Origin of the sequence: Mitsuaria sp. RG, from assembly GCF_028369275.1 — a bacterium.
Taxonomy (GTDB): Bacteria; Pseudomonadota; Gammaproteobacteria; order Pseudomonadales; family Pseudomonadaceae; genus Aquipseudomonas; species Aquipseudomonas peradeniyensis.
Genome location: NZ_JAQMYQ010000005.1, coordinates 24,739 through 42,682, shown reverse-complemented (window position 1 = coordinate 42,682; position 17,944 = coordinate 24,739). Strand labels below are relative to the sequence as shown.

The 17,944-nt window shown below is 65.4% G+C and carries 17 protein-coding genes; 7 read left to right on the top strand and 10 right to left on the bottom strand.

All coding sequences use genetic code 11. The features are described 5' to 3' along the window. Nucleotides 1–4: 4 nt before the first annotated feature. From dapE to POF53_RS04525, 3 genes are read left to right on the top strand one after another with little or no spacing between them, the layout of a single operon-like run. Nucleotides 5–1,156 carry a succinyl-diaminopimelate desuccinylase gene (gene dapE / locus POF53_RS04535; protein ID WP_232856790.1) on the top strand — a complete coding sequence of 384 codons (1,152 nt, stop codon included), beginning with the start codon at nt 5–7 and terminating at the stop codon, nt 1,154–1,156. After that, the gene (locus POF53_RS04530) at nt 1,156–1,968 is read left to right on the top strand and encodes a putative RNA methyltransferase (RefSeq protein WP_498966571.1); all 813 of its coding nucleotides are present in this window, start codon (nt 1,156–1,158) and stop codon (nt 1,966–1,968) included. Before dapE ends, POF53_RS04530 begins: the two co-directional genes overlap by 1 nt. Nucleotides 1,969–1,985: 17 nt before the next feature. Continuing rightward, the gene (locus POF53_RS04525) at nt 1,986–2,363 is read left to right on the top strand and encodes a hypothetical protein (RefSeq protein WP_203651087.1); all 378 of its coding nucleotides are present in this window, start codon (nt 1,986–1,988) and stop codon (nt 2,361–2,363) included. A 64-nt stretch (nt 2,364–2,427) separates the two neighbouring features. Here the strand turns inward: POF53_RS04525 and POF53_RS04520 are convergent, their stop codons facing one another. Beyond that, complete coding sequence (locus POF53_RS04520) at nt 2,428–2,637, bottom strand: cold-shock protein (RefSeq protein WP_011535295.1); 210 nt, start codon at nt 2,635–2,637, stop codon at nt 2,428–2,430. A gap of 228 nt (nt 2,638–2,865) precedes the next feature. Here POF53_RS04520 and plsB point away from each other — a divergent pair, with 228 nt between their 5' ends. Together plsB and POF53_RS04510 are read left to right on the top strand one after the other, a co-directional pair. Further along, on the top strand, nt 2,866–5,355 hold the full coding sequence (gene plsB, locus POF53_RS04515; protein ID WP_203651085.1) for a glycerol-3-phosphate 1-O-acyltransferase PlsB: 2,490 nt from the start codon (nt 2,866–2,868) through the stop codon (nt 5,353–5,355). Nucleotides 5,356–5,420: 65 nt separating this feature from the next. Beyond that, nucleotides 5,421–6,110 (top strand): DUF4197 domain-containing protein, encoded by a 690-nt coding sequence (locus tag POF53_RS04510; protein ID WP_475859421.1) that lies wholly within the window; start codon nt 5,421–5,423, stop codon nt 6,108–6,110. A 66-nt stretch (nt 6,111–6,176) separates the two neighbouring features. Here the strand turns inward: POF53_RS04510 and POF53_RS04505 are convergent, their stop codons facing one another. After that, nucleotides 6,177–9,242, bottom strand: coding sequence for an efflux RND transporter permease subunit (locus POF53_RS04505; protein WP_498966568.1), 3,066 nt, complete (start codon nt 9,240–9,242; stop codon nt 6,177–6,179). A 6-nt stretch (nt 9,243–9,248) separates the two neighbouring features. Beyond that, nucleotides 9,249–10,349, bottom strand: coding sequence for an efflux RND transporter periplasmic adaptor subunit (locus POF53_RS04500; RefSeq protein WP_498966566.1), 1,101 nt, complete (start codon nt 10,347–10,349; stop codon nt 9,249–9,251). Nucleotides 10,350–10,532: 183 nt separating this feature from the next. Here POF53_RS04500 and POF53_RS04495 point away from each other — a divergent pair, with 183 nt between their 5' ends. Then, nucleotides 10,533–11,162, top strand: coding sequence for a TetR/AcrR family transcriptional regulator (locus POF53_RS04495; protein ID WP_498966564.1), 630 nt, complete (start codon nt 10,533–10,535; stop codon nt 11,160–11,162). A gap of 884 nt (nt 11,163–12,046) precedes the next feature. Here POF53_RS04495 and POF53_RS04490 read toward each other — a convergent pair. Next, nucleotides 12,047–12,829, bottom strand: coding sequence for a class I SAM-dependent methyltransferase (locus POF53_RS04490; RefSeq protein WP_498966562.1), 783 nt, complete (start codon nt 12,827–12,829; stop codon nt 12,047–12,049). Between the two features lie 96 nt (nt 12,830–12,925). Here POF53_RS04490 and POF53_RS04485 point away from each other — a divergent pair, with 96 nt between their 5' ends. Beyond that, complete coding sequence (locus POF53_RS04485; RefSeq protein ID WP_203651072.1) at nt 12,926–13,546, top strand: energy transducer TonB; 621 nt, start codon at nt 12,926–12,928, stop codon at nt 13,544–13,546. Nucleotides 13,547–13,548: 2 nt separating this feature from the next. On the opposite strand, the gene POF53_RS04480 is transcribed toward POF53_RS04485, so the two are convergent. From POF53_RS04480 to adk, 6 genes are all read right to left on the bottom strand, one after another. Beyond that, nucleotides 13,549–14,238 (bottom strand): extensin-like domain-containing protein, encoded by a 690-nt coding sequence (locus POF53_RS04480; protein ID WP_232857723.1) that lies wholly within the window; start codon nt 14,236–14,238, stop codon nt 13,549–13,551. Between the two features lie 6 nt (nt 14,239–14,244). Further along, nucleotides 14,245–15,075: an isocitrate lyase/PEP mutase family protein gene (locus POF53_RS04475; RefSeq protein ID WP_475859428.1), complete on the bottom strand. Its 831-nt coding sequence runs from the start codon at nt 15,073–15,075 to the stop codon at nt 14,245–14,247. Nucleotides 15,076–15,097: 22 nt separating this feature from the next. Then, nucleotides 15,098–15,967, bottom strand: coding sequence for a DUF72 domain-containing protein (locus POF53_RS04470; protein WP_498966559.1), 870 nt, complete (start codon nt 15,965–15,967; stop codon nt 15,098–15,100). 3 nt (nt 15,968–15,970) lie between these two features. Then, nucleotides 15,971–16,261 carry a hypothetical protein gene (locus POF53_RS04465; protein ID WP_203651067.1) on the bottom strand — a complete coding sequence of 97 codons (291 nt, stop codon included), beginning with the start codon at nt 16,259–16,261 and terminating at the stop codon, nt 15,971–15,973. A gap of 132 nt (nt 16,262–16,393) precedes the next feature. Beyond that, nucleotides 16,394–17,068 carry a tRNA (adenosine(37)-N6)-threonylcarbamoyltransferase complex dimerization subunit type 1 TsaB gene (gene tsaB, locus POF53_RS04460; protein ID WP_232857720.1) on the bottom strand — a complete coding sequence of 225 codons (675 nt, stop codon included), beginning with the start codon at nt 17,066–17,068 and terminating at the stop codon, nt 16,394–16,396. Nucleotides 17,069–17,159: 91 nt separating this feature from the next. Further along, on the bottom strand, nt 17,160–17,810 hold the full coding sequence (gene adk / locus POF53_RS04455; protein WP_028691565.1) for an adenylate kinase: 651 nt from the start codon (nt 17,808–17,810) through the stop codon (nt 17,160–17,162). Between the last annotated feature and the right edge of the window lie 134 nt (nt 17,811–17,944).

Sequence of the window (17,944 nt, the reverse complement as noted above, 5' to 3'; positions counted from 1 at the left end):
TTCAATGACGGCCCCAGCCGAGCTCTCGCCTACCCTGCAACTGGCCTGCGACCTGATCCGTCGCCCCTCGGTCACCCCGGTCGATGCCGATTGCCAGACCCAGATGATGAACCGCCTGGGCGCCGTCGGCTTCCAGCTCGAGCCGATGCGCATCGAGGACGTCGACAACTTCTGGGCCAGCCATGGCACCCAGGACGGCCCGGTGCTGTGCTTCGCCGGCCACACCGACGTGGTCCCCACCGGCCCGGTGCAACAGTGGCAGCATGAACCGTTCGAGGCGCTGATCGATGCCGACGGCATGCTCTGCGGCCGCGGCGCCGCCGACATGAAGGGCAGCCTGGCTTCCATGGTGGTAGCCAGCGAGCGCTTCGTGCACGATTACCCGAACCACCGCGGCAAGGTCGCCTTCCTGATCACCAGCGACGAGGAAGGCCCGGCCCACCACGGCACCAAGGCCGTGGTCGAGCGCCTCAAGGCACGCAACGAACGCCTGGACTGGTGCATCGTCGGCGAACCGTCCAGCACCACCCTGCTCGGTGACGTGGTCAAGAACGGCCGTCGCGGCTCACTTGGCGCCAAGCTGACCGTGCGCGGCAAGCAAGGCCACGTGGCCTACCCACACCTGGCGCGCAACCCGATCCACCTGGCCGCGCCGGCCCTGGCGGAACTTGCCGCCGAGCACTGGGACGAAGGCAACGCGTTCTTCCCGCCGACCAGCTTCCAGATCTCCAACCTCAACTCCGGTACCGGCGCCACCAACGTGGTCCCGGGCGAGCTGACCGCGCTGTTCAACTTCCGCTTCTCCACCGAATCGACGGTCGAAGGCCTGCAGCAGCGCGTCGCGGCAATCCTCGACAAGCATCAGCTGGAATGGAACATCGACTGGGCGCTGTCGGGCCTGCCGTTCCTCACCGAGCCGGGCGACCTGCTCGATGCGGTGTCGTCGAGCATCAAGGCGGTCACCGGTCGCGAAACCCGCCCATCGACCAGCGGCGGTACCTCCGACGGCCGCTTCATCGCCACCATGGGCACCCAGGTGGTCGAGCTCGGCCCGGTCAACGCCACCATCCACCAGGTGGACGAACGCATCCTGGCCAGCGACCTCGACCTGCTGACCGAGATCTACTACCAGACCCTGGTACGGTTGCTCGCCTGATGCTCTCCTGCCCTCTCTGCCAGGCGCCGCTGGCGCAACTCGACAATGGCGTGGCCTGCCCCGCCGGCCACCGTTTCGACCGCGCCCGCCAGGGCTACCTGAACCTGCTGCCGGTGCAGCACAAGAACAGCCGCGATCCGGGCGACAACCAGGCCATGGTCGAAGCCCGCCGCGATTTCCTCGACGCCGGCCACTACGCCCCGGTAGCGCACCGCCTGGCGCAACTGGCTGCCGAGCGCCAGCCACAGGCCTGGCTGGACATCGGCTGCGGCGAAGGCTACTACACCGCGCAGATCGCCCAGGCCCTGCCGGCCGCCGACGGCTACGCCCTGGATATCTCCCGCGAGGCGGTCAAGCGCGCCTGCCGCCGCGCCCCCGAGGTGACCTGGATGGTCGCCAGCATGGCCCGCGTGCCCATGGCCGATGCCAGTTGCGGCTTCATCGCCAGCGTGTTCAGCCCGCTCGACTGGCAGGAGGCCAGGCGCCTGCTCGCCCCCGGCGGCGGCCTGATGCGGGTCGGACCGACCAGCGGCCACCTGATGGAACTGCGCGAGGTGCTCTACGATGAAGTGCGCCCGTACGCCGACGACAAGCACCTGGCCCTGGTCCCCGAGGGCATGGCCCACGCCCACGGCGAGATCCTCGAGTTCCGCCTGAGCCTGGCCGACGCCAAGGCCCGCGCCGACCTGCTGGCCATGACCCCGCACGGCTGGCGTGCCAGCGCCGAGAAGCGCGCACGGGTGATCGACCAGCCCGAACCCTTTGAGGTCACCGTTTCCATGCGTTATGACTATTTCGTGCGCCAAGACTGAGCACACTGGAGCCCCCCATGCGTCAACCCGATATCGAGATCTACCTCAAGGACGACGACGTCGATCACAAGCAGATCGCCGACTGGCTCGCCCTGGCCCTGGGCCCGTGCAGCGAATGGAAGCAGAAAGGCCAGACCTTCAAGTGCATGGCCGGTAACATTCCGGTCACCTGGTTACCGAAAGCTGTGGGGAAATGGAACAGCCTGTACCTGGAAAGCGACCAGACCCCGTGGGCCGACGACATCGCCTGCGCCCGTGCGGCATTCGCCGCGCTCAACGTCGAAGTGCGCTGTGCGCCTGGCAGCTGGGCGGAGGAAGACGGGGAAGAAGATGCCGATCGCTGGATCCGCATCAGCGCCGACGGTGAACAGGAAATCACCTGGCGCACGAACTGAAGGCGTTCGCATCAGGCTGCAAGTTCCACGGTCAACTTGCAGCTTGAGCGTACAGCCGCGAGGCTCAGAGCCCTACCACGTCCTCGGCCTGCAGGCCTTTCTGGCCTTGCACGAGGGCGTACTCGACCTGCTGCCCTTCGACCAGGGTGCGATGCCCCTCACCGCGGATAGCCCGATAGTGGACGAACACGTCCGCACCACCTTCGCGCTGAATGAAGCCATAACCCTTGGCATCGTTGAACCACTTCACATTCCCAGTCTCACGAGACGACATCTGAACTACTCCGGATTTTTATTTTGAAGATCGCCTTGCTGGCGCGGGTTCACCGTCCGCGCCGACGCAGCTTGCACGAATATCCTGCAAGCGGCAGGCCGAGTATATGACAGGGAACAAAAAAAATTCATGACAGGGTCATTTTTGGCCGAATTTTGCTGAACTTACGCAGATACGGCAGACTAACGGGCAGTAAAACACGAAAACTTTCACCCAGGGCCCCACCCCATGACCCGTTCCCCCCTGCGCCGCCTCATCTTCGGCGCCCTGCGTCGCGTTCTCTACCTGTGGGTGCGCTCCGAAACCATCAACCAGTCCTCGCTGACGCTCAAGCTCGACCGCAGCCGACCGGTGTTCTACGCCCTCTCCTCGCCGTCGCTCACCGATCTGGCCGTGATCGACCACGAGTGCACCAAGGCGGGGCTGCCACGTCCGGTGCTGCCGGTGGCCGTCGGCCCGCTGCAGGAGCCCGCGGCGTTCTTCTACCTGACCCCCGAGCCTGACTGGCTCGGCCGCCAGGACAAACGCGGCGCGCCACCGACGCTCGAGCGCCTGGTCGCGGCGATCAGCCAGCACGCCGAGGAAGACGCGCAGATCATTCCGGTCAGCGTTTTCTGGGGCCAGACCCCCGCCAGCGAGTCGAGCCCGTGGAAGCTGCTGTTCGCCGACAGCTGGGCCGTCACCGGCCGCCTGCGCCGCCTGCTCAGCGTGCTGATCCTGGGGCGCAAGACCCGCGTGCAGTTCTCCGCGCCGATCCACCTGCGCGAGCTGGTGCAGCACAACAAGGGGCATGAGCGCACCGTGCGCATGGCCCAGCGCATGATGCGCGTGCATTTCCGCAACCTGAAGACCGCGGTGATCGGCCCCGACATCTCGCACCGACGCAACCTGGTCAAGGGCCTGGTGCACGACCCGCTGGTGCGCCAGGCCATCAGCGACGAGGCCGATCGCGAGAAGATCCCCTACGCCAAGGCCGAGGCCAAGGCGCTGCACTATGGCAACGAGATCGCCTCGGACTACACCTACACCGCCATCCGCTTCCTCGAAGTGGTGCTCAGCTGGTTCTGGAACAAGATCTACGACGGCATCAAGGTCAACCACATCGAGCAGGTGCAGGGCATCGCCCCCGGCCACGAGGTGATCTACGTACCCTGCCACCGCAGCCACATCGACTACCTGTTGCTGTCCTACCTGCTGTTCCGCAACGGCCTGACGCCGCCGCACATCGCCGCCGGCATCAACCTCAACATGCCGGTGATCGGCGGCCTGCTGCGCCGCGGCGGCGCCTTCTTCATGCGCCGCACGTTCAAGGGCAACCCGCTGTACACCGCCGTGTTCAACGAGTACCTGCACACCCTGTTCACCAAGGGCTTCCCGGTCGAGTACTTCGTCGAGGGCGGCCGCTCGCGCACCGGGCGCATGCTGCAGCCGCGCACCGGCATGCTGGCGATCACCCTGCGCAGCTTCCTGCGCTCCTCGCGCACGCCGATCGTCTTCGTCCCGGTGTACATCGGCTACGAGCGGGTGCTCGAAGGCCGCACCTACCTGGGCGAACTGCGCGGCGCCAGCAAGAAGAAAGAATCGATCTTCGACATCTTCAAGGTCATCGGCGCGCTCAAGCAGCGCTTCGGCCAGGTCTACGTCAACTTCGGCGAGCCGATCCGCCTCAACAGCTTCCTCGACGAACAGCAGCCCGGCTGGCGCGATCAGCCGCTCGGCCCGCAGTTCCGCCCGGACTGGCTCAACGACACCACCACCCGTCTGGGCGAGACGGTCGCCCGTCACCTGAACGAAGCCGCGGCGATCAACCCGGTCAACCTGGTGGCCCTGGCCCTGCTGTCGACCAGCCGCCTGGCCCTGGACGAACGCGCCCTGACCCGCGTACTCGACCTGTACCTGGCCTTGCTGCGCCAGGTGCCCTACTCGCCGCATACCACGCTGCCCGATGGCGACGGCAAGGCGCTGATCGACCACGTGCTGGGCATGGACCTGCTGGCCGAGCAGAAGGACGCGCTGGGGCGCATCCTCTACCTGGACGAAGCCAATGCGGTGCTGATGACCTATTACCGCAACAACGTACTGCACATCTTCGCCCTGCCGGGGCTGCTGGCGAGCTTCTTCCTCAGCAGCTCGCGCATGAGCCGCGAATTGCTGGGCCAGTACGTGCGGGCGCTGTATCCGTACCTGCAGGCCGAGCTGTTCCTGCGCTGGACGCCCGAGCAACTGGACGAGGTGATCGACCAGTGGCTGACGGCGCTGGTCGAGCAGGGGCTGCTGCGCAGGGAGCAGGACATCTACATGCGTCCAGCTCCCAGCTCGCGGCAGTTCGTCCTGCTGACCCTGCTGGCACGCACCATCACCCAGACCCTGCAGCGCTTCTACATGGCCACCTCGTTGCTGCTCAACAGCGGCCAGCACACACTGAGCGCCGAAGAGCTGGAGGAGCTGTGCGTGATGATGGCCCAGCGCCTGTCGATCCTGCATGGCCTGAACGCCCCGGAGTTCTTCGACAAGACCTTGTTCCGCCACTTCATCCAGACCCTGGTGCGCGAAGGCGTGCTGCAGCCGGACGACAACGGCAAGCTGGGTTACCACGACAAGCTTGCCGAGCTGGCCGAGGGCGTGGCCAAGCGGGTACTGTCGGCAGAGCTGCGTCTGTCGATTCGCCAGGTAGCCTTGCACCGCGATGAAACACCGGAACCTGTGGCGGTTGAGTGAACTGGCCCGATCCCGGTCTACCCGATACGCTGAACCTGCACCATTCTGCCCATAAGGAAATCCCCATGATCCGCTCCTCCCTGCGCTTCACCACCCTGTGCGCCGGCCTGCTGCTGTCGGCCAGCGCCCTGGCCCTGTCGCTCGGCGACCTGTCCCAGAGCGACGCCTCCGGCGGCCTGAAGGACGCCCTCACCCAAGGCGCGCAGATCGCCGTCAAGCAACTGAGCACCCCCGGCGGTTTCAGCAACAACCCCGACGTGCGCATCGAGCTGCCGGGCAACCTCGGCAAGGCCGCCAAGGCCATGAAGATGTTCGGCAAGGGTGAACAGGTCGAAGCCCTGGAATCCAGCATGAACAAGGCCGCCGAGGCTGCGGTGCCACAAGCCCAGGCGATCCTGGTGGACGCGGTGAAGAAGATGACCGTGACCGATGCCAAGGGCATCCTCAGCGGCGGCCAGGATTCGGCCACCCAGTACCTGAACAAGAGCAGCCGCGAGCAGATCCGCGCCAAGTTCCTGCCGATCGTCAAGCAGGCCACCGACAAGGTCGGCCTGGCCCAGCAGTACAACAACTTCGCCGGGCAAGCCGCAGGCCTGGGCGTGGTCGACGCCAAGAGCGCCAACATCGAGAGCTACGTGACCGAGAAAGCCCTGGACGGGCTGTTCGAGATGATCGCCAAGCAGGAAGAAAGCATTCGCCAGAACCCGGCCGGTGCCGCGACCAGCCTGGCCAAGAAGGTGTTCGGCGCGCTTTGAGGCGTCGGTTCCGATCGCGGGTCAAGCCCGCTCCCACCGTGGGAGCGGGCTTGACCCGCGATGTTGTCAGTCCTTCCTGACCCTGAACCACGCCGCATACAACGCCGGCAGGAACAGCAGGGTCAACACCGTGGCGACGATCAAGCCGCCCATGATCGCCACCGCCATCGGCCCGTAGAACACGCTCCTCGACAGCGGAATCATCGCCAGCACCGCCGCCAATGCGGTCAGCACGATCGGCCGGAAGCGCCGCACCGTGGCCTCGATGATCGCCTGCCAACGCGCCATCCCCGCAGCGATATCCTGTTCGATCTGGTCCACCAGGATCACCGAGTTGCGCATGATCATCCCCGCCAGGGCGATGGTCCCGAGCATGGCGACGAAACCAAACGGCTGGCGGAACACCAGCAGGAACAGGGTCACGCCGATCAACCCGAGGGGCGCGGTGAGGAACACCATGAACATCCGCGAGAAACTGCGCAGCTGGATCATCAGCAGGCTCAGCACCACCACGATGAACAGGGGCATGCCGGCGTTCACCGAGCGCTGGCCACGCTCGGAGTCTTCCACCGTGCCGCCCACTTCAAGCAGGTAGCCATCGGGCAGCTCACTCTTGATCTGGGCCAGGGTCGGCTGGATCTGCTTGACCAGGGTCGCCGGCTGTTCCTTGTCGTAGATGTCGGCACGCACGGTGACGGTGGGCAGGCGGTTGCGGTGCCAGATGATGCCTTCCTCGAAGCCGTATTCCAGGGTCGCCACCTGCGACAGGGCCACGCTCTGGCCGTTGTCGGTAGGTACTGCCAGGCTGCCCAGGCTACCCAGCTCGCGGCGCTCCTCCGAGGTGCCGCGCAGGAGGATCTCGATCAGCTCGTTGTCCTCACGGTACTGGCTGACGTTGCTGCCGGTCAGCGAGCTCTGCAGGAAGCTCGACAAGTGCGCAGTGCTCACCCCCAGGGCCCGGGCGCGGTCCTGGTCGATGTCCAGGTACACCGCCTTGCTCGGCTCCTCCCAGTCCAGGTGCACGTTGACCACATGCGGGTTCTCGCGCACCTTGGCCGCCACCTCGCGGGCCAGGGCGCGGACCTTCTCGATGTGCTCGCCGGTGACGCGGAACTGCACCGGATAGCCCACGGGTGGGCCGTTCTCCAGGCGCGTGACCCGCGAGCGCAAGTCGGGGAACTGCTGGTCGAGGGTGCCGATCAGCCAGCTGCGCAGACGCTCACGGTCCTCCAGCGACTTGGCCAGCACCACGAACTGGGCAAAGCTCGCCGCCGGCAGTTGCTGGTCCAGCGGCAGGTAGAAGCGCGGCGAGCCGGTGCCGACGTAGGCGACGTAATTGGCGATGCCATCCTGCTGCTTGAGCAGCGCCTCCAGCTGCTTGACCCGTTCGGCGGTGTTGTTCAGCGAGGCGCCTTCGGCCAGTTTCAGGTCGACCATCAGCTCCGGCCGGCCGGAGGCCGGGAAGAACTGCTGCGGCACGAAACGGAACAGCAGGATGCTGCCGACGAACGCGGCGATGGTCAGGACGATCACCGTCTTGCGCCGCCGCACGCACCACTCCACCACCCGTCTGACGCGCTGGTAGAACGGTGTGGCGTACGGATCGGGGGCATGCCCGTCGGCGCCATGGCGGGCCGCGTGAAGCTTGGCCAGGTCCGGCAGCAGGCGCTCACCCAGGTAGGGCACGAACACCACCGCGGCGACCCATGAGGTCAGCAGGGCGATGGTCACCACCTGGAAGATCGAACGGGTGTACTCCCCCGTGCCGGAAGCCGCCGTGGCGATCGGCAGGAAACCGGCGGCGGTGATCAGGGTACCTGTGAGCATCGGGAATGCCGTGCTGGTCCAGGCGTAGCTCGCTGCCTTGAGCCGGTCGTAGCCCTGCTCCATCTTGATCGCCATCATCTCCACCGCGATGATCGCGTCGTCCACCAGCAGGCCCAGGGCCAGCACCAGCGCCCCCAGGGAAATCTTGTGCAGGCCGATGCCGAAGTAGTACATGGCGGCAAAGGTCATGGCCAGCACCAGCGGGATCGCCAGCGCCACCACCAGTCCGGTGCGCAGGCCCAGGGAGAAGAAGCTCACCAACAGGACGATCGCCAGGGCCTCGATCAGCACCTGCACGAACTCGCCGACCCCGGCCTTTACCGCCGCCGGCTGGTCGGACACCTTGCGCAGCTCCATGCCCGCCGGCAGGTTTTGCGCCAGGCGGGCGAATTCGCCTTCCAGGGCCTTGCCAAGCACCAGGATGTCACCGCCGTCCTTCATCGACACCGCCAGGCCGATGGCATCCTCGCCCATGAAGCGCATGCGCGGCGCGGGCGGGTCATTGAAACCGCGCTGCACCTCGGCGACGTCGCCGATACGGAAGGTGCGGTCACCTACGCGGATGGGGAACTGGCGAATCTGCTCGACGCTGTCGAAGCGCCCGCTGACCCGCAGTTGCAGGCGCTCGCTGGGCGTCTCGAAGAAGCCTGCGGTACTCAACGCGTTCTGCTCGCGCAGCGCCTGCTGCACGGCGGCCAGCGGTATGCCCAGGGTGGCCAGCTTGACGTTGGACAGCTCGATCCAGACCTTCTCGTCCTGCAGGCCGATCAGCTCGACCTTGCCCACGTCCTTGACTCGCTGCAGCTGGATCTGGATACGGTCGGCGTAGTCCTTGAGCACCGCATAGTCGAAGCCGGCGCCGGTCAGGGCGTAGATGTTGCCGAAGGTGGTGCCGAACTCGTCGTTGAAGAACGGCCCCTGGGCTTCGGGCGGCAGGGTGTGCTTGATGTCCGCGACCTTCTTGCGGATCTGGTACCACAGCTCGGGGATGTCCTTGGAATGCATCGAATCGCGGGCCATGAAGGTGACCTGGGACTCACCGGGCCGCGAGAACGAGACGATCCGCTCGTACTCGCCAGTCTCCATCAGCTTCTTTTCGATGCGCTCGGTGACCTGGCGCGACACTTCCTCGGCGGTCGCCCCGGGCCACAGGGTGCGGATGACCATGGCCTTGAAGGTAAAGGGTGGATCCTCGCTCTGCCCCAGCTTGGTGTAGGACATGGCGCCGATCGCCGCCAGCAGGATCATCAGGAACAACACGATCTGGCGATTGCGCAGCGCCCAGGCGGAAAGGTTGAAACCCATCGGGACTTACTCCTTGGCCGCCAGGTTCACTTCACGGTTGCTGCGGTCCACAGGCCGCACCTGTTGTCCCTCGCGCAGCACATGGCCGCCCGCGGCGACCACCCAATCGCCGGCCTGCAGCCCTTCGAGCACCGGCACACTGTCGGCGCCATAGGCGCCAAGGCGCACCTGCGCGCGCTCCAGGCGGTTGTCCTTGCCGACCTTCCAGACATAGGCCTGGCCGGCCTCGGCGGTCACCGCCGAGAGCGGCACCGCCAGCGGCGAGCGTTCGGCATGCTCGATGAACACCCGGGCGCTCTGCCCCAGTTCGGCTGGCGTGTCGCTGGAGGTGAAGGCGATGCGTGCGGCAAAGGTCCGCGAACGCGGGTCCGCCGCCGGGGAAAGCTCGCGAATGCGGCCATCGAAGCGTCGGTTCGGGTGCGACCACAGCTCCACGCTCACCGTCTGGCCGACAGCAAAACCGGCGAACTGCTGCTCCGGCAGGCCGATGGCCACTTCGCGCTCACCGTCGGCGGCGAGGGTGAACACGGTCTGCCCGGCGGCCACCACCTGGCCCACCTCGACCTGGCGCTTGGCGATCACCCCGGCCTGGGGCGCGCGCAGCACCGCGTACTCGGCCTGGTTGCCGGCCACCTCGAACTCGGCCTTGGCCTGTTTCAGGCGCGCCTGGCCGGCGCGGTAGAGGTTCTCGGCGTTATCGAACTGGGAGCGGCTGACCATCTGCCGGTCCAGCAGTTTCTGGTAGCGGTCGCGCTCGGCGCGCACCAGCGCCAGGTTGGCCTCGGCCGCCGCCAGCTGGGCGCGGTTGGCCTCCAGTTGCAGGCGCACGTCCTGGGGATCGAGTTCGGCCAGCGGCTGCTCGGTCTTGACCCGCTGCCCCTCCTCCACCAGGCGCTTGTTGACCTTGCCACCGATGCGGAACGCAAGTTCAGGCTCGAAGCGCGCGCGCACCTCGCCCGGATAGCTGTCGGCCGAAGCCTGCGCGGGTTGCGGCTGGACCACCAGCGCCGGCCGCGGCGCGGCAGGTGGCGCGGCCTCCTGGCCGCAGGCGGAAAGCAGGAGCACGGCGGCTGCCGGCAGGGCGAGGGACAACGCACGACGCAACATGATGAATGACCTTTGGCAGAGGGTGCATCGAATATTTATACTGGCGAGTATATTAAGTCAGCGAACCTTGCCGGGGAAGCGGGCGTTTCAGAGAAAACTCATATTTGCGTTGCGACGTATGCTGCAGCCGACGGCTTCACGACCCGGTAAGATGTGTCCCTTTCACACTGAATGCGGTCCCTCATGTCCAACGACGCACCCATCGGCCCAGGCCGGCCCAAGGACCTGGCCAAACGAGAGGCCATCCTCGAAGCCGCCAAGCACCTGTTCCTCAGCCTTGGCTATGCCGACACCAGCATGGATGCGGTCGCGGCGGCGGCAGGTGTTTCAAAGCTCACCGTCTACAGCCATTTCACCGACAAGCAGACGCTGTTTGGCGCGGCGGTCATGTCCACCTGCCAGAACCAATTGCCTGACTTGATGTTCGAGTATCCGGAAGGGGTGGCGGTGGAGGATGTGCTGCTGAACATTGCCCGTGGGTTCCAGGCGCTGATCAGCAGTGACGAGGCGGTCAAGCTGAGTCGCCTGATCTTTGCCCTCGGGAGCCAGGATCCGGGGTTTGGGCAGTACTTCTACGAGGCGGGGCCGAAGCGGGTGATGGCCGGGATGGCGGCGCTGCTGCACTGTGTCGACCAGCGGGGGTTGCTGCGGATCGACAACCCGTTGCGGGCGGCGGAGCATTTCTTCTGCCTGGTGAAGGGGGCGCCGGATTATCGGTTGTTGCTGGGGTGTGCGCAGGCGCTGAGTGGGGATGAGGCTGAGGCGCATGTGCGGGAGGCTGTTGGGGTTTTTGTTCGGGCTTTTCGGGGGTAGATCGGGATCGGGTTCGGGGGTGGTTGTTTTGATTTTTGCATGCTCATTCGTAGGCGATGTCGACATTTAGTCACCTTTTCGCCTTTACGGCGACCTACTTTTCTCTAGGGAAAAGTAGGCAAAACCGTTCCGCTCCGTTCATCCGGCCCCTGCGCTGCGCTCCGGGGTCCCCTCGCTCCGTTCTTGCTCCCGGGAGGACCGCGCTGAACGCCCCATCCTGGGGCGCAGCGCTTGACGGCCATCCATGGCCGTCACCTCCCTCCGCAAGAACTCCGCTCGGCCTCCTGAAGTCGCAATTGGCGGCGCCTGGACTATTGCGCGCTTAGAAGCAAGAGCAAGAGCAAGAGCAAGAGCAAGAGCAAGAGCAAGAGCAAGAGCAAGAGCAAGAAATTCGAAGTTGGTTGTTTGACAGTTAATTATGTATTGGCTGTTCCTGCCCTTTCGCGGGGCAAGCCCGCTCCTACAGGTTTATATATCGCGGCGACTATTGCGTGGGAGCGGGCTTGCCCCGCGATGCGATCGGGAGATCAATTAAATTTCAACTAGCGACAGCTGCGCCAGTCCAGGCGCCGCCCGTAACTTCGCGACTTCAGGAGGCCGAACGGAGGTCTTGCGCAGGGAGGTGACGGGCATGGATGCCCGTCAAGCGCTGGGGCCCAGGATGGGCCCTGCAGCGCGGTCCTCCCGGGAGCAAGACCGGAGTGAGGGAACCCGGAGCGAAGCGGAGGGCCGGATGAATGGAGCGCAACGGCTTTGGTTACTTTGGCCAAGACCAAAGTAACCCGCCGTAAGGGCGGAAAGGTGAATAAGCGTCGACATCGCAAATGAATGCGCCTACAACTTAAAAAACAAACACCCCAACCAACCAACTAACTAACCAGCAGTCAAGCCTTCAAAGCCTTCTTGGGATATATATCATACCGACTAGACTTCCCCTCCAGACTATGACTCGGCTTGGCCCCCTCGATAATAGGCGCCTTGCGCGGCCGCTTAACCACCACCCGGTGCGTGGCCAACGCCAAAGCCGCCTCGAGCAAAGCAGGCGCATCCAGGTCATCGCCGACCAAAGGCCTGAACACCCGCATTTCCTTCTTCACCAACGCACTCTTGTCCCGATGCGGAAACATCGGATCCAGGTAGATCACCTGCGGCGCCTCCCCCTCCCAAGCCCGCATCCGCTCGATGGCATTACCAGTCAGCAACCGCATGCGCGCAACGATCGGTCCGATCTCCTCGTCCCCACGCGCCCGCGCCAGACCATCTTCCAGCAGCGCAGCGATCAACGGCTGACGCTCGATCAGGGTCATCTGGCAACCCAGGCTGGCCAGCACGAACGCATCCTTGCCCAGCCCCGCCGTGGCATCGAGCACCTGCGGCCGCACGCCCTGGGCGATGCCCACGGCCTTGGCGATCATCTGCCCGTTGCCCCCCCCGTACAACCGCCGGTGCGCCGCCTGCCCCTCGACGAAATCCACCCGCACCGGCCCCGGCGCCTGTGGCCCGAGCTGCTGGATCTGCAGCCCCTCGCCCCCCAGCTGCACGGCGAATTCCGCGGTTTCATCGACCAACGGCAAGCCCAGCCGCTCGGCCCATGCCTCGGCCTGCGCCTGGAACTGCGGGGCCAGTGCCTCGACCCTGATACCTGCGCCCTGCTGTTGCTCTACCATCCGTTCCCGTACTCGAAATAAATTAATGAAACCCCGGCCAGAGCCGATACAGGCAATATCCCGCTATTCTGCCAGAGCTCAACGTCCGCGACTGCCATGTCAGACACTCTTCCCATCGGCTTGACCTACTTGTCGCCCGTCGGCAACTACGGTCGACAGAATACCCAGGCACTGGGTGGCGTCAGCCACCTGTGGCAGGATTTCTTCGCCCAGGCCATGGCAGAGCAATCGCAAGGCGAAGTCGACACCTTCAGCCAGGCGCTGATGCAGTGCGACCAGGACAGCGGCGAACCGGTCGGCGGCGCCCGCGCCCTGGCCCTGATCGATGCCCAGCGCACCCTGCCTGTTCACGACACCGAAGTGGCTCCGCCTGAGCCGCTGTTCCTGCCCAAGGCAGAACTGGAAGCCAAGCTGCTGCCGCCCGCCCCCGAACCCTTCGACACCGTCGAACTGATCGAGCAACAGCGCCAGCTCGATATCAGCAACAGCTGGCTGCGCCCTGTGGTCATGAGCCAGGGCCACCCCACCGCCGAGCCCGGCCCCGGCCCATCGCCACGGCCGCTGTTCCTGCCGATCGCCGAGTTCGAGACCAACCTGCTCGACCCTGCGCCCGAACCCTTCGACGAGCAGACGCTGGCCAAGCAACAGAACGACCTGGAGTTCGATATCCACTGGGCGCGCCCGGTGGTGCTGAACAACGTGCGCGTACACGCCTGAGTTCAACGGCAGATCTGCCAGAAACCCATGTCCAGGTGAAAGTGGTTGTGGTGCGCGGCGTTGTAGTTCGGCCCCAAAGCCGTGCTGAAGCTCTCGCAGGCCGCCGCCTGAACTTGCCGCAGGAAGTCAGCCTTGGGGCCCTCTCCCCGCCAGTCCTGAGCCAGTACGATGCGCTGGCCATCCTTCAGGCGAAAACCGCTGATATCCAGCGCATTGGCCGTGGCATGCTGGCTGAGCCGGCCTTGCTTGCGGTGGTAGACATTGCGGCAGGCGAAACTGCCCAGATGATCGACCTGGACCACCGGCTGACCGAACACCCGCTGCGCCGCCGGCTGCAATCCATGCACTTCGAACAGCGCATAGGCCACCGCCAGCGGACAACTGGCGAGGAAACTGCTGCTCAAGCGCGCCTGTCCTCCCTCCACACGCCAGACGTTGCGCAACGGGCAAGCGGCCTGCGGCGGGCTGTCACTCTGCGGTCGATACCGCAGCGGGGTGGTCTGCAACGCCTGGCGGCATAGCTCGGGATCGTCGCGCAGGCGCGACAGCTTGTAGGGCGTCAGCAGATTCGGAGGATGCCGCACATCCAGGGCAGCCCAGGGGTTCCAGGCATCCGGTAGACGCCAGCCCGACAACCAGGCGAGCAGCACAACCAGCAACAGGCCGCCCAGCAGGGTGAACATTCTGCGCATGCGACCTCAGCGACGGAACAGATCGTTGAGCTGGGCGAAAGGCAGGGCCTGCTCGCCATAGCCGAAGGTGCCCAGCTCGCGGATCTCCAGCGCAGCCCGCTGGAAAGCGCCCAACGCCGCCCGCGCCAGCGAGGAACCGACACTGATCCGCTTCACCCCCAGGTCCTGCAACTGGTTCACACTCAAGGGCACGCCTGCCATGCCCATCAACACATTCACAGGCCTGGGGGCCACGGCCTGCACCACCGCGCGGATCTCATCGACACTGCGCAGACCCGGCGCGTACAACACGTCCGCTCCGGCTTCGGCATAAGCCTGCAACCGGCGGATGGTGTCGTCCAGGTCGAGGCGCCCGTGCAGCAGGTTCTCGGCGCGGGCACAGAGGGTGAATGGGAAGGCCAGGCTGCGGGCTGCCGTAACGGCGGCACGCACCCGTGCCACGGAGCGTTCGAAATCGTAGATCGGCGCATCGTTGCGCCCGCTGGCATCTTCAATCGAACCACCCACCAGCCCCGCCTCGGCAGCGCGCAGGATAGTCTGCGCGCAGTCTTCCGGCAGATCGCCGAAGCCGTTTTCCAGGTCCGCCGCCACCGGCAACGGCGTGGCATCGACGATGGCGCGGGCATTGTCGAGGGTCTCCTCGAGCGTCAGCGCGCCTTCGGCATCCGGCCGTCCGAGGCTGAACGCCAACCCGGCACTGGTGGTGGCCAGCGCTTCGAAACCCAGGCTGGCCAGCAACCGTGCGGAGCCGCCATCCCACGGGTTGGGAATGACGAACGCGCCATCACGCTCATGCAGTGCCTTGAAGGCTTCGGCTCGCAGGGTTTGCACATCCATGGTTCAACCTCCGACAGTCAGATCACAGTAATCCCAGTTGTTCGACCTCAGGGGCGCGCGGCAATTCAGGCAGCGCCGCCAAGCCTGGCAACAGGGTCATCAGGCGCTGGTGAAAACGCTGCGCCAGTGCCGCAGCCAGGCGGTTGTCCGAGGTGTGCAGGAATACGTAGGGGCGGCGCCCCTCTTCAATCCAGGCGGCGACCTTGTCCACCCAGGGCGTGAGAAAGCGCTCATTGGCCTTGAGCTCGGGATGGCCGATGAAGCGCACCTGCGGGTGTTGGGTAAAGGCTGCCGGGCGCGGCGGTACCTTGGGCTTCTTAGCCTGGGCATGAAGCACGGCGGGCTCGCGCGAAGCGCAGCTGAACAGCGCACGCGGATCCAGGCAGATGCGTTCGACACTACGCTCATGCAACAGCCGGTTGAGCTGGCGCTCCTCCTCGCCACGGGCGAAGAATGCGTCGTTGCGCACCTCCACCGCCACCGGCACGCCGATCTCATCGAGGAAGTACGCAAGCTCGCCCAGGCGCGCCGGGCCGAACATCGCCGGCAATTGCAGCCAGTAAGGCGACACGCGCTCGCCCAAGGGGGCCATCAGTCGGGTGAAGTCCAGCGCCGAGTCGAGCTGTTCGCGCAGGTCGCCCGCGTGGCTGACATCCCCGGGAAACTTGGCGGTGAAGCGAAACCCCGCCGGCATGATCTGCGCCCAACGCTCGACCGTCGCTGGCGCGGGACGGGCATAGAAGGTGGTGTTGCCTTCGACGGCGTTGAATACCTGGCTGTACAGCCCGAGGAATTCGCTGGTGCGAGCGTCGGCGGGGTACAGGTACTCGCGCCAGGCGTTTTCAGCCCAGGACGGGCAACCGAGGAAATAAGGGAGGGGTGATGGCGTCATCCATCAAATGTACAGGTCCAGCCCCAGTACTTCCATCTCCCAGTCGGTGAAGCCGGCAGTGGTCAGGTAGCTGGCCAGGGCCGTGGAGGTACGCCGGTCGCGGGCGCGGGGGTAGATCAGGTCCTGCTGGCGGGCCGGCAGGTTCTCGCCGCGACGGCTGGCACGGCTGACCTGTGCGTCGATGTCCTCGATGATCTCGGCATCGGCTTCGTCGATAGCTTCGTCACGCGCTGGCGCCTTGCGAGGCGTACGCTTGATGGGGTAGCTCTGTGAGGAGAAGCCGTCGATACGCATGACAGGGGCACTCAGGATCAATGATGGCAATTTAGCAGCATCAGGAATCCTTCGCTAATGCCCGAACTGATAACTGGACCACAGAACGCGCAAAAGGTTTTATCGTGAACAGCGATAGCCGACGAACTGCATTCAACGCGCCTTGGGCGTAGCCACATTATCGCGCAGATAGACCGGTTGCGCCTGCTCGGCGGCGACCGCCTCGCCCCGGGCCCAGGCGAAGCCGGCCAGGGCAAGGATGTCCAGGGCGCTGGGCAAGGCAACGGCGTCGCTCGCCGCGACCTGCACCGCCAGGCGCTCGGCGTAGCCCCAGCCGGTACCGGCGCCGAACCACTCGCCATCCAGACCTTGCGGTAGCGTTACCCGCTCGGGCGGCAGCACCATTTCCTGGTCGAGCAGGCGCATCTCACCCTGCTCGGCGCGGTAGCAACCCCAGTACACCTCGTCCATGCGCGCATCGATGGCCGCGGCCACCTGCTGCACGCCTCGCTCGCGCAGCGCGCCCTGGGCCAGGGCCGCCAGGTTGGATACCGGCAGCACCGGACGCTCGAGGGCAAAAGCCAGACCCTGGACCACGCCGATGGCGATACGCACGCCGGTGAAGGCGCCCGGGCCGCGACCGAAGGCGATGGCGTCCAGCGCGCTCAGCGCCACACCCGAGTCGGCCAGCAGCTGCTTGATCATCGGCAACAGCTTCTGCGCGTGCAGGCGTGGGGCCACCTCGTAGTGGCTGGTCACCTTGCCGTCGTGCAGCAGGGCGACGGAACAGGCTTCGGTGGCGGTATCCAGGGCCAGCAAGGTGGTCATCGAACGAGGTATCCAGGCAACAGGGGAAAAAGAGCGGCAGTATAAACGACAACGGCCCGCAAGCGGGCCGTTGTCGGACAAGGTCGACGGATCAGCTCAGGGCTGCCAGTACCTTGGCGGTGATCGACTCGACCGAGCCGACACCTTCGATGTGGCTGTACTTCGGCTTGCCGGCGTTGGCCGCCGACAGCTTCTGGTAGAAGTCCACCAGCGGCTTGGTCTGGCTGTGGTAGACCGACAGGCGGTGACGCACGGTTTCTTCCTTGTCGTCGTCGCGCTGGATCAGGTCTTCGCCGGTAACGTCATCCTTGCCTTCCACCTTCGGCGGGTTGTACTGGATGTGGTAGGTGCGACCCGAGGCCAGGTGCACGCGGCGACCGGCCATGCGGCCGACGATCTCTTCGTCGTCCACGGCGATCTCGACCACGGCGTCGATGTCGACACCGGCAGCGACCATGGCTTCAGCTTGCGGGATGGTACGCGGGAAGCCGTCGAACAGGCAGCCGTTGGCGCAGTCCGGTTGAGCGATGCGCTCCTTGACCAGGCTGATGATCAGCTCGTCGGAGACCAGCTGGCCGGCATCCATGACCTTTTTCAGCTCCAGGCCCAGCGGGGTGCCGGCCTTGACGGCGGCACGCAGCATGTCACCGGTGGAGATCTGCGGAATACCGAACTTCTCGGTGATGAACTTTGCCTGAGTACCTTTACCGGCCCCGGGAGCTCCCAGCAGAATTACGCGCATCTTGTGCTCCTCATATTTTTCTTTGCAAATCAACGGATTCGGCGCACAAGGCCAACTCCGGAAAATCGGACGAGACCGTAAAATCGGTCAAAAGGCTGCTCAAGATACACAGCGCCCGCCCCCCCGACAAGCGT

Excerpts from the sequence above, each read along its gene's own strand:
- dapE (WP_232856790.1), top strand. The coding sequence starts at position 5 with ATGACGGCCCCAGCCGAGCTCTCGCCTACCCTGCAACTGGCCTGCGAC.
- POF53_RS04530 (WP_498966571.1), top strand. The coding sequence starts at position 1,156 with ATGCTCTCCTGCCCTCTCTGCCAGGCGCCGCTGGCGCAACTCGACAAT.
- POF53_RS04525 (WP_203651087.1), top strand. The coding sequence starts at position 1,986 with ATGCGTCAACCCGATATCGAGATCTACCTCAAGGACGACGACGTCGAT.
- POF53_RS04520 (WP_011535295.1), bottom strand. The coding sequence starts at position 2,637 with ATGTCGTCTCGTGAGACTGGGAATGTGAAGTGGTTCAACGATGCCAAG.
- plsB (WP_203651085.1), top strand. The coding sequence starts at position 2,866 with ATGACCCGTTCCCCCCTGCGCCGCCTCATCTTCGGCGCCCTGCGTCGC.
- POF53_RS04510 (WP_475859421.1), top strand. The coding sequence starts at position 5,421 with ATGATCCGCTCCTCCCTGCGCTTCACCACCCTGTGCGCCGGCCTGCTG.
- POF53_RS04505 (WP_498966568.1), bottom strand. The coding sequence starts at position 9,242 with ATGGGTTTCAACCTTTCCGCCTGGGCGCTGCGCAATCGCCAGATCGTG.
- POF53_RS04500 (WP_498966566.1), bottom strand. The coding sequence starts at position 10,349 with ATGTTGCGTCGTGCGTTGTCCCTCGCCCTGCCGGCAGCCGCCGTGCTC.
- POF53_RS04495 (WP_498966564.1), top strand. The coding sequence starts at position 10,533 with ATGTCCAACGACGCACCCATCGGCCCAGGCCGGCCCAAGGACCTGGCC.
- POF53_RS04490 (WP_498966562.1), bottom strand. The coding sequence starts at position 12,829 with ATGGTAGAGCAACAGCAGGGCGCAGGTATCAGGGTCGAGGCACTGGCC.
- POF53_RS04485 (WP_203651072.1), top strand. The coding sequence starts at position 12,926 with ATGTCAGACACTCTTCCCATCGGCTTGACCTACTTGTCGCCCGTCGGC.
- POF53_RS04480 (WP_232857723.1), bottom strand. The coding sequence starts at position 14,238 with ATGCGCAGAATGTTCACCCTGCTGGGCGGCCTGTTGCTGGTTGTGCTG.
- POF53_RS04475 (WP_475859428.1), bottom strand. The coding sequence starts at position 15,075 with ATGGATGTGCAAACCCTGCGAGCCGAAGCCTTCAAGGCACTGCATGAG.
- POF53_RS04470 (WP_498966559.1), bottom strand. The coding sequence starts at position 15,967 with ATGACGCCATCACCCCTCCCTTATTTCCTCGGTTGCCCGTCCTGGGCT.
- POF53_RS04465 (WP_203651067.1), bottom strand. The coding sequence starts at position 16,261 with ATGCGTATCGACGGCTTCTCCTCACAGAGCTACCCCATCAAGCGTACG.
- tsaB (WP_232857720.1), bottom strand. The coding sequence starts at position 17,068 with ATGACCACCTTGCTGGCCCTGGATACCGCCACCGAAGCCTGTTCCGTC.
- adk (WP_028691565.1), bottom strand. The coding sequence starts at position 17,810 with ATGCGCGTAATTCTGCTGGGAGCTCCCGGGGCCGGTAAAGGTACTCAG.